The sequence below is a fragment of the Saccharopolyspora sp. NPDC002376 genome (genome assembly GCF_053593195.1).
In genome coordinates this window covers 1-8,897 of record NZ_JBSFBZ010000110.1, presented here as the reverse complement: position 1 = coordinate 8,897, position 8,897 = coordinate 1, and the positions used below count along the sequence as shown (strand labels likewise).

Genomic DNA, 8,897 nt, shown 5'->3' with positions numbered 1-8,897 from the left:
TGAAATTTTTTCTGTCATGGAATGAGCCTTCCTGAGTCACCGAATTGACTCGATCTTGGCCCATCCGTGGCTTACACGGTTGGAATGACACGGCCGTTGACACCGAGGGCTCCATCGGCATCCTCCGCGAAGCATCCCAGGCCTTTGCCTCTCCGCGGCCATGCGCAGCCCGGCAGCGAGAGGGTGCCGGTGAGTGCCGGGAGCGGCCCGATCTGCCATGGATCGTTCCAGGTTGCTCGCAAGCCCTTGTGGACAATACCCATCTGGGTGTTCCGCAATTCCGGGCGCAGCGAAGGACTGCGCCTAAACTTCGCCATCATGACTGCATTGCCGTCGAGTTCGTCTGAGAGCGCGTTGCGGGACGATGCCACCGCATCACCGTGCCCGGAGTGACCAGCCGATGCCGATGCATCCCTTCCTGTCAGGCTGGGGTGAGACGCCTGGATAGGTTCGCGTTAGCCGGGGTGGGACGCGATTGAGGAGCAGCAGATCCCGTTTGGCCAGTAATAACATCACGAGCACCACCGGCACCACCGGTAGCGCTGCCGGTAATGATCCGGCCCCGAAGCCGAAGCGGCGGACGTTCAGCGCCGAGTGCGAACTGAAGATCCTCGCCGAGTACGAGGCGGCCACCTCGAGTGCTGAGCGTGGCGGGTTGCTGCGGCGGGAGCGGCTGTATCACTCCCATATCCAGGAATGGCGTGCCGCGCGTGAGGCGGGGGCACTGGAGCGGCTCACCGACCGGCGCACCACTCCTGCCTGGCCGCGTAAATCCCAGGCCGAGGCCGACAACGAGCGGCTGCGGAAGGAAAACGAGCGGCTCAAGAAGGAACTGGCGAAGAACAAGGCCGCCGTGGAGGTCCTCGGAAAAGCTGTCGCGCTCTTGGAATCGGTCTCCGAGAGCGCGGACTGAAACACGCCGTCGACCAGCACCTGCCGCCACTGGTCGACGAACTGGCCGACCACGTGGGCATCGTCGCGGCCTGCCGGCTGACCGGGCGTTCCCGCGCCACCCATCACCGCCACCACAATCCGCCGCCACCGAAGGAGAAAAGCTCCGCCCGCGCCCGGCCTCAGCCCTCTCGGAGACCGAACGCGCCGGGATCCTGACAATGATGAACACCGGCGAGTACGCCACCCTGCCCCCGGCCCAGATCTAGGCCCGTTAACTCGACGAGGGCCGCTACTGGTGCTCCCAGCGCACCATGTACCGGATCCTCACCGACGCGGGGCAAACCGGGGAACGCCGACGCCAGGCCACCCACCCCGCACGCACCATCCCCGAACTCCGCGCTACCGGCCCCTCACAGGTGTTCACCTGGGACATCACCAAACTCGCCGGGACCAGCAAAGGAATCTACTACCACGCCTACCTCGTCATCGACATCTACAGCCGCTACATCGCCGGCCACACCGTCGAAGCCGCCGAAACCGCCCAGCGCGCCGAAGAACTCATCCGCGAGACCATCACCCGCAACGGCCTGGCACCCCACACCGTCCACGCCGACCGCGGCACCGCGATGACCAGCAAGAAAGTCTCCCAACTCCTCACCGAGCTCGGCGTCACCCGCTCCCACTCCCGCCCGAAGGCCAGCAACGACAACGCCTACAGCGAAGCCCACTTCAAAACATGACGCCCAGCGCGAGGTAGATGGGCCGGTTGGCGACCTGGCCCTCACGGATCTTGACGTGAATGGCGTCGATGAAGATCACCGCATACACCCGTTCCAGCGGCCGGTTCTGCCACTCCGCCATATCCTCCAGCACCCGGTCGATGATCGCCGAGATCGTATCCTTGGACACCTCGGCTCCATGCACCTCGGCCAGATGCGCCGACACCTCACCGGTGGTCAAGCCCTTTGCCGTCAGCGACAACACGATCCCGTCCACCCCGGACAACCTGCGCTGCCGCTCACACACGATCTTCGGCTCGAACGAGGCATCCCGATCCCGGGGCACGTCGATCCCGACCGGCCCGGCCTCGGTCAGCACGTCTTCGACCTCGTCCCGTTCCGCGAGTTCCCCCCGTCACGACCGGCAGGGTCGTGCTTGCCGTAACCCAGGTGAGCGTCCATCTCGCCTTCCAGCGACGACTCCAGCACAATCTTGGTCAACTGCTGCATCAACCCGCCCTCACCACTGATGCCCATCGGCCTGGGCACGCTTGGCCAGCTCGGCCACCACCTGCCGGTCCACCTCCGGCGAGACCTGCAACGACGAGTCCTTGCTCTGATCACTCATGGCGCACTATCCTCCACTGTGGACAGTTACACCGCAGAACTTACAGTCCCGAACCCTGCGTCGTAGCCGGGAGTCCAATCCTGTGCCAGGAGGGCGTGACGCTCTTGCAGGGCCTCGTCCACCGCGGTGAGGGGATCGACCAGCACCATGTCCCGGCGCGGGTCGGCGACCAGCATCACCGTGTCGCCGATGCGGATGCCGCCCGGGTCGGGCTGCAGGATCACTGCTCCGGAGGTGACCCGGATGGTCAGGCTCTGACCGGGGTGCCACTGCAGTGCGTGCAGGACAGGCGCGGCCGGGACTCGGCCGGAAGCATCGATCCGGGTCATCCCATAGGTCACCAGGAGCTTGTGGCGTTGGGTGATGACCGGGAGCGGAAGGCTCCTGCGCTCGCCGCTGCCCGCTTCGACGGGAGAGCTCGAGCCGGTGACCTCGGGTGGCACCAGGCCCGTGACGATCTGCTCAGCCATGGCCACCACCCTGGTGACCAGCACAAACCAGGAGGGGACTTGTCTGCAGACACCAAAGATCGCGACGGCTGAAGATCCGTCGCGATACGGTGTTCAAGCACTTGCTACGGTGGGGAAATCTCACCACTTTTTGTGTCCGAGGACGGAGTTGCACGCTAACTACACGCCTTCTGCTTCCCGAAATCGGTTGAGGCAGGGGGCTTTTTGCTGTTCCGCCTGTCCAGTCGGGAGTCCATCTGGGGCGTCTTGGCGGGACAGGCATCGCCTTGGCGGCTTGGTCTTGATCCCATGTCAGCGTGGAGGTGTAGGTCTCCAACGCCTTGCTCGACGCGTGGAAAGAGTCGTCGGTATCCGGCTACTTGGTCGACCCGCCGTCGAAGGCCGACCGAAATTGGTAGGCGGCTTCTCCGCTCCACAACCCCGAGTTTGGGTTCGCCTTCCGCAGCGACGACTTCGGTCAAAATTTGCTGTCTGTTGAGGTGTGGCCGTTGTCGTGGTGACCGTCGCGACCGTGACTGGCTAAATTTTACCGTTTCGGATGTTCACGGTCGCGCAGGTTTCCGGTGATCGTTATCCTGCCCGGTATTCGGAAAGATCCATTGGGGAGGTCTGCGCTCATGTTGAAGAAACTCCGCGCTCGTTTGCTTGGGGCAGTTCTTGCTTTTAGTGCACTGTCGACAGTGGGCGTGGCTGCACCAGCAACTGCCTCAACATCGCAGTCGGCGTCGAGCTTGGCGGTGAGCCAGGCTCAACCAGAGACGTACACCGTCGACGTTGCTGGCGTTCCCTTCACTGGTACAAGCGCTAGGGAGATCTGGGGTGCGTGCGGCACGAATTCCCCAGCGGACAAGCTGGTTCGCGCCTTCCCGCGCAGTGGGGCTCCTGGTGTCGGGGGGCATCGAACCTGCTCTGCGGAACCGCTGGTTTCGGTTACCGGCACATCAAGGACCGCCACATGGCGGACTGGCAGAACCTAGCTGCGCGAGTAGGCAGCGACTGGCGGTCGTTTACTGACTTCGCTATCGCAGAGATCCTCAAGGTTCCCGAGCCGGGATTCCCGGCCTACAACAAGAACAACGACACCTGGACGTATCGAGCGCCAGTCCAGATTCGTGACTCCCATGGTAATATCGTAGATACCTACCGACCCATCGTGTCGGTGGCAAATAGGGACCAGAAAATCATCACAGCATTCCCCGCGCGCTGAGAGACGGATCATCATGAATTTGGACCGAACGGATGACCAGCGTGTCTTCGAGGAGTTCTTGTTCAGGCTCAGTGATGAGCAAGTGCGAAGCTCACCTAAAGGTTACGTCGAGATTCGGTCTTGGCAGGATGTCGATCTCGATACCCCGCTCCGGCTTCAGGTGAGTCCGCGGTCGTTGGCGGAACATTTGCGGATGATGGAGCGCGACGGGGAGCTGACGTTCCCGGATGAGCAGCCGATAGTTGGGGCGCTTCAACTTTTCTTGGTGCACCTCGATGAAGCGATCCGAATGAGGCGTTCCGGTGAAACTGAACTTGTTCCGTATCGTGCGGGAGTCAAATCGCTTGTATCCGGCTAGTTAGCGGCGGAAGATGAAAAAATAAGCTATTTCGACCCGAGTGGAATTTGATCTGCTCGGGTCGATTTCTGCTTCACGTCAGGGGAGCAGGCGAACGGCGAGCAGCGTTCCATCCGGGTGGACCGACACCGGGCCACCCCACGAGTGGTCCCAGGAATCGCTGGGCTAGGAGGAGCGGCGCTCGTAGATCTTGCGGCGGTACTGCTCCCAGCGGGATCTGGTCGGTCACGGCAGGATCCGGACCTGGTTACCGGCCATCCCGGCTACAAAGCGAAACGCCCTGCTCTCGCAGGGCGTTTCGGGCTCAGTGCCGCGGGCGATCCGGTCGGGTTACTGCACGACCTGGACCTCGTCACCGACGTTGAGCTTGTCGAAGAAGGTTCGGGCGGACTTCTCGGACAGGTGCAGGCATCCCGCCGAGCGCTTGGTCAGGCTGCCCTGGTGGAACGCCACGCCGGTGTTGGTGAAGAACACAGAGTACGGCATCGGTGCGTTGTTGTATTCCCGGCTGACGTGGTCCTTGTCCTTGTACTGGACCTGGAACGTTCCGGTTGGGGTGGGGGAGTCGGGGCGTCCCCCCAGCGCAGAGGCCTCGCCGTAGTAGACCTGTCCATCCCGGATCAGCCAGGCGCGGTTTCGGGACAGGCTCACGCATGCCTTCGCCGTGACCGTGCACGGCGTCCCCGCAACCAGCTCGGATGAATCCGTGGGTGCGGCTTCCGCGGTCGGGGCCAGTCCGGCGAACAGGCCACCCGAGAGCGTCGCGATCACCGATAACGCGATCGTCTTCCTGCGAGACATCCGTTCTCCCCTCATGATTAGCGGCTCTGCCAAAGCGCTTCCACCAAGCCGATCCGCCAATTTCGGTCATTAGGCGTGGTGTCAGCGCTCGGACGGATATGAACTCTATTCGTTCCCGATGTGATCTAGGAACTGACCTTCTTCGGACGGTGCGAATTTGGCTTATTCGGACAAAGCGCTGAACGGAATCACCGGGTTGTGTGAGGCTGCGGCATTCATCCATTTCGACCAGTTCGGCGTAATCCGGAGCAGCTGAGTCCCGGAGCCCCGGGACCTGGTCGGTTCCGGGTTGAGGCGGAGGGTGCCCCGGCGGCGGTCGGCCAGGTTGGTCAGCGTTTCGGGCTCGGGGGCGAAGTGGTTGTTGCGGGCGTCCCGAGGATGACCAGGACCGTTCGCGGGGTGAGTACGTGGGTGTGGGCAACGGCGAATTGGGTGAACACGCGGGCGTGGTCGGTGCCGTTGCCCGGGAGTTGGAGGGTCTCGAGTCGGACCGCGGCTAAGGCGCTGGCGGCGTGGCGGCCGTGCCGCAGTTGGTCGGTGACCTCCCGGACATCGCGTACGAAGGTGAACGCGCGGGCCCGGGAGAAGACCTCGTGCAGCGTGTACATCAGTAGCAGGGCGAAGTGCGCGAAGTTCGCCACCGACGACGAGACGTCGCACAACACCACGAATTCGGGTTTGTGCGGTCGGCGCGGCCGGTAGCGGGGTTTGATCGGGACGCCACCGGTGGCCAGCAAGGTGTGGAACCATCCGACGATAACGTGTGGCTCGAGATTGGCCAGCGTCTCTCCGGCGTGGGCCTGGAAGCGGTGTGCAGCCGCACACGATGGGAGCTCAAGCCGACACCACGCCACGCAACTCCAGGGCCGATGATGAAACCTGGCAAACGACCCTCGGACTCGAGACGACCTCGATCGCCGTTCCTGCGACCGTCAACGATTCGTGTTGCGATTCGGTCGGCGGTCGAAGACTTTGCTTCCCGGTCGGTTCTCCTTCTGCCCGCGACGCATGGTTGAAGCGGTGGCGGGCCGAGTTGGTTCGGTGGGATCGTGACGTCATCCCGCACCTCTGGGGGGCGAACCGTGCAGCTTGATCGCGAATTGGCGGCAGCCGTGCCTGGCTTGCCTGACCTGCACATCCATGACCTTGACGGGGCTCGGGCGCGGATGGCGGAGCTCGCCTCCGGTGCCGTGCCCGCTGCAGCAGGTGAGGTCACCGCGACCGATCAGGAGGTTCCGGGTGTCGTGGGTGTGCCGGTGCCGGTCCGGGTTTTCCGCCCGTCCGAAGCGCCCGCGCCTTTGCCTGCCGTGCTCCTGTTGCACGGGGGCGGGTTCGTGATGGGAGGCCTGGAGTCCCTCACCGCGCAGGCGGTGGACCTGTGCGCGCACGTGCCTGCGGTCGTTTACGCCGTCGACTACCGCCTGGCCCCCGAACATCCGTATCCGGCGGCGTTGCGGGACTGCGAGTCCGCGCTCCGCTGGATGGCCTCGGAGGCTGAGTCGCTCGGTGTGGACGCTGCGCGCATCGGTGTGTACGGCATGAGCGCGGGTGGTGGGCTCGCCGCGGCCCTGACGCTGCTGGTTCGGGATCGAGGTGGCCCGCCGGTGTGCTTCCAGGTGCTCGACGCCCCGGAGGTCGACGATCGTGTCGAGACGTTCTCGGCACGCACGTTCGATGAGACACCGCTGTGGAACCACGCCGACGCGGTGCAGAGCTGGCGGCACTACCTGCGCGGGTGGAGTGGGGAGGTTCCCGCGTACGCGGCTCCGGCTCGTGCGAACGACATGTCCAGGCTGCCTCCGGCGTACGTGTCGGTGTACGAGAACGATCCACTGCGGGACGAGGGCTTGGCCTACGCCTCCGGCCTGCTGTGCGCGGGCGTGTCTGTCGAGCTGCACCTGTTCCCCGGGACGTTCCACCGATCGGTGGTGCTCACAGGAGCAGCGGTGTCCCGGCGTCAGGCGGCCGAAACCCTCGACACGCTTCGTCGCGCCTTGCACCCGGTGGGATGATGGGCACGCCGGGCGGGTATCGCGGTGAGGCCGAAGTGACCTACGGTCCAGCAAGGATGGGCTTCCCGGCCTCGGACGGTTCCGCTTGATCCGGAGATCCGGGTTTAGGTGAAGCGCTGGTCGGTGGCGCTGGACGCGAACTCGAACAGTCTGACCTGCCCCAGGTTTTCTTGACCGACGCCGGTCTCGACCTCATCAACCGGATGGTTTCGGCCCATCTGGAGAACGAGCGGATACTGCTCCAACCTGTCCGGTGACGAGCAGGCAACCCTGAGGGAGTTTCCAGCGCCTCACTGCCGCGTTCGAGTGATGCGGGGGCGGCCGGTCGGCTGGCGTATATGGAAGTCAGGCGTCGACGACCGTTTCGGCCGACCGGGGTGTCTGGCGACCGAATGGCGTCATGATGGCGACGTTGAACCACCCGAGGAAGGCGCCGAGCAGCCCGCCCAGCACCGCAGGCACCGAGGTGATCAGCGGCAGCAGCACGCTGTCGGCGGGCAGCGACAGGCCGCCGAAATTCGTGTAGATCCCGACGAAGAACGTGGCCAGGCCCATGGACAGGCCGTTGAAGAAGGGGAGGCTCCCGGTGTCCCGCGCGAACGGCAGGAACTGCATTCCGTAGATGATCGGAATGAGGGCCACCGGCAGGCCTACGAACCACGACACGTCGCCGCTCGCGACGATCGCGGCGTCGCCCACGACCGTTCCGACGAGCAGCGAGAAGATCAGTGCGATCGCCGCGCTGACGACGCCACTCAGGAATGACGGGACCACGACGCGGAGCACCGCCGGCTTCGCGCCCAGGGCGAAGTACTCGGCCCACACGATGAACGCCAGCCACAACGGCAGCGACCACGTGCCCAGCCACAGGCCGAAAGGTAGGGCGACAGCGACGGTCACCGGCACTGCCACCCACAGGGGAATGGACTTCATTGCTGCTCCTCTTGAGGATCGACTTCTTTGACCAACCTCTCAGTGAGCACTCGGCCGGGCCCGGCCTGCACGTCGCACTGTTCGTGAACGGGCGGGTACCGGGCAAGCGGCGTCGGACGGGACGGGTCCCGTTCAGGCGGCAGGGCCCTCGTAGCCGGTCAAGAAACCGTCGAGTAGGTCGTTGCCAGACTTTCACTCATAGGTCCGGTACGCATTCCCGCGTACGACGAAAGTGGCGCCGTTGTAGAACATCTCGTACTGCAGGTGTCGGGAGGCGAACTCGGTCCCGATCGTGTCCCATGCGAGTTTGAGTAGCTTGACTCGTTCGTCCGGGGTCATCGTGGCGGATCGCTGGGTGCGCCGGATGCGGTCGGCGATGTCCGGCTTCTCGTAGTCGGTGATGCTCGGCGGCAGCATGATCACTCCGCCGCCGGAGAGCTCCCGCAGGGTGTGGATGACCTTGGGGTCGCTCCCACGGGACCTTGACGTCGTCGAGGTAGATGATGCCGTCGACCTCGTCGAACTTGCAACCCGCCGTTCGTACCCTCATCGCCGACGACGATGCTCGGCTACGTGGCCACCCGGACAACGGGCGGCGTAGTCGAGGGATTCGAACGCGTTTTCTTGGTCGACCCGCGCACTATTCACCCGCCTTCAGCCAAGTCGGTCAGCGGGTACGGGCCGCGCGGCCTACTCAGACTGGTGAGACGCGGAGGTATGCGTTGGCCGGGTTGGTGGCCTTGCCCTTGCCGAAAACTGCATCCGTGCAGGTCATGCTGTGTGGTGGTACTCGTGAAGGATGCCACCGAGCCGGTCGTGTCGACGTATGTTGAGGGAATCGGGCTGCTGCGGATTGGCGACTGGCACGGGCAAGG

At 64.3% G+C, this 8,897-nt stretch carries 9 protein-coding genes and 1 pseudogene; 4 read left to right on the top strand and 6 right to left on the bottom strand.

The genetic code is table 11. The features are described 5' to 3' along the window. The first annotated feature begins 496 nt into the window (after nt 1-496). A complete protein-coding gene (locus ACWCO2_RS36275; protein WP_450132330.1) occupies nt 497-913 on the top strand; it encodes a hypothetical protein in 417 nt (138 codons plus the stop codon). A gap of 292 nt (nt 914-1,205) precedes the next feature. Further along, a complete protein-coding gene (locus tag ACWCO2_RS36270) occupies nt 1,206-1,634 on the top strand; it encodes a transposase (RefSeq protein WP_450132329.1) in 429 nt (142 codons plus the stop codon). Here the strand turns inward: ACWCO2_RS36270 and ACWCO2_RS36265 are convergent. Together ACWCO2_RS36265 and ACWCO2_RS36260 are read right to left on the bottom strand one after the other, a co-directional pair. After that, nucleotides 1,633-2,162 (bottom strand): annotated as a pseudogene (locus ACWCO2_RS36265) (IS256 family transposase); the annotation flags it as partial. The gene ACWCO2_RS36270 and the pseudogene ACWCO2_RS36265 overlap by 2 nt on opposite strands. A 105-nt stretch (nt 2,163-2,267) precedes the next feature. Beyond that, nucleotides 2,268-2,711, bottom strand: a complete 444-nt coding sequence (locus tag ACWCO2_RS36260) for a hypothetical protein (protein ID WP_450132328.1) — start codon at nt 2,709-2,711, stop codon at nt 2,268-2,270. Between the two features lie 955 nt (nt 2,712-3,666). On the opposite strand from ACWCO2_RS36260, the gene ACWCO2_RS36255 reads away from it, so the two are divergent. Next, nucleotides 3,667-3,918, top strand: coding sequence for a hypothetical protein (locus tag ACWCO2_RS36255; protein ID WP_450132327.1), 252 nt, complete (start codon nt 3,667-3,669; stop codon nt 3,916-3,918). A gap of 688 nt (nt 3,919-4,606) precedes the next feature. On the opposite strand, the gene ACWCO2_RS36250 is transcribed toward ACWCO2_RS36255, so the two are convergent. Both ACWCO2_RS36250 and ACWCO2_RS36245 read right to left on the bottom strand, forming a co-directional pair. After that, complete coding sequence (locus ACWCO2_RS36250; RefSeq protein ID WP_450132326.1) at nt 4,607-5,077, bottom strand: L,D-transpeptidase; 471 nt, start codon at nt 5,075-5,077, stop codon at nt 4,607-4,609. Between the two features lie 329 nt (nt 5,078-5,406). Further along, nucleotides 5,407-5,814 carry a VWA domain-containing protein gene (locus tag ACWCO2_RS36245; RefSeq protein ID WP_450132325.1) on the bottom strand — a complete coding sequence of 136 codons (408 nt, stop codon included), beginning with the start codon at nt 5,812-5,814 and terminating at the stop codon, nt 5,407-5,409. A 345-nt stretch (nt 5,815-6,159) separates the two neighbouring features. On the opposite strand from ACWCO2_RS36245, the gene ACWCO2_RS36240 reads away from it, so the two are divergent. Continuing rightward, nucleotides 6,160-7,089 carry an alpha/beta hydrolase gene (locus tag ACWCO2_RS36240; protein WP_450132324.1) on the top strand — a complete coding sequence of 310 codons (930 nt, stop codon included), beginning with the start codon at nt 6,160-6,162 and terminating at the stop codon, nt 7,087-7,089. A 345-nt stretch (nt 7,090-7,434) separates the two neighbouring features. Here ACWCO2_RS36240 and ACWCO2_RS36235 read toward each other — a convergent pair whose 3' ends face one another. Both ACWCO2_RS36235 and ACWCO2_RS36230 read right to left on the bottom strand, forming a co-directional pair. After that, nucleotides 7,435-8,022, bottom strand: coding sequence for a DUF1097 domain-containing protein (locus ACWCO2_RS36235; protein WP_450132323.1), 588 nt, complete (start codon nt 8,020-8,022; stop codon nt 7,435-7,437). Nucleotides 8,023-8,214: 192 nt separating this feature from the next. Beyond that, nucleotides 8,215-8,478 carry a 4-hydroxyphenylacetate 3-hydroxylase C-terminal domain-containing protein gene (locus ACWCO2_RS36230; RefSeq protein ID WP_450132331.1) on the bottom strand — a complete coding sequence of 88 codons (264 nt, stop codon included), beginning with the start codon at nt 8,476-8,478 and terminating at the stop codon, nt 8,215-8,217. Nucleotides 8,479-8,897 lie beyond the last annotated feature (419 nt).

Bases quoted from the DNA above. Each gene is read 5' to 3' on its own strand.
- ACWCO2_RS36270 (WP_450132329.1), top strand. From the start codon at position 1,206: ATGTACCGGATCCTCACCGACGCGGGGCAAACCGGGGAACGCCGACGC.
- ACWCO2_RS36260 (WP_450132328.1), bottom strand. From the start codon at position 2,711: ATGGCTGAGCAGATCGTCACGGGCCTGGTGCCACCCGAGGTCACCGGC.
- ACWCO2_RS36255 (WP_450132327.1), top strand. From the start codon at position 3,667: ATGGCGGACTGGCAGAACCTAGCTGCGCGAGTAGGCAGCGACTGGCGG.
- ACWCO2_RS36250 (WP_450132326.1), bottom strand. From the start codon at position 5,077: ATGTCTCGCAGGAAGACGATCGCGTTATCGGTGATCGCGACGCTCTCG.
- ACWCO2_RS36235 (WP_450132323.1), bottom strand. From the start codon at position 8,022: ATGAAGTCCATTCCCCTGTGGGTGGCAGTGCCGGTGACCGTCGCTGTC.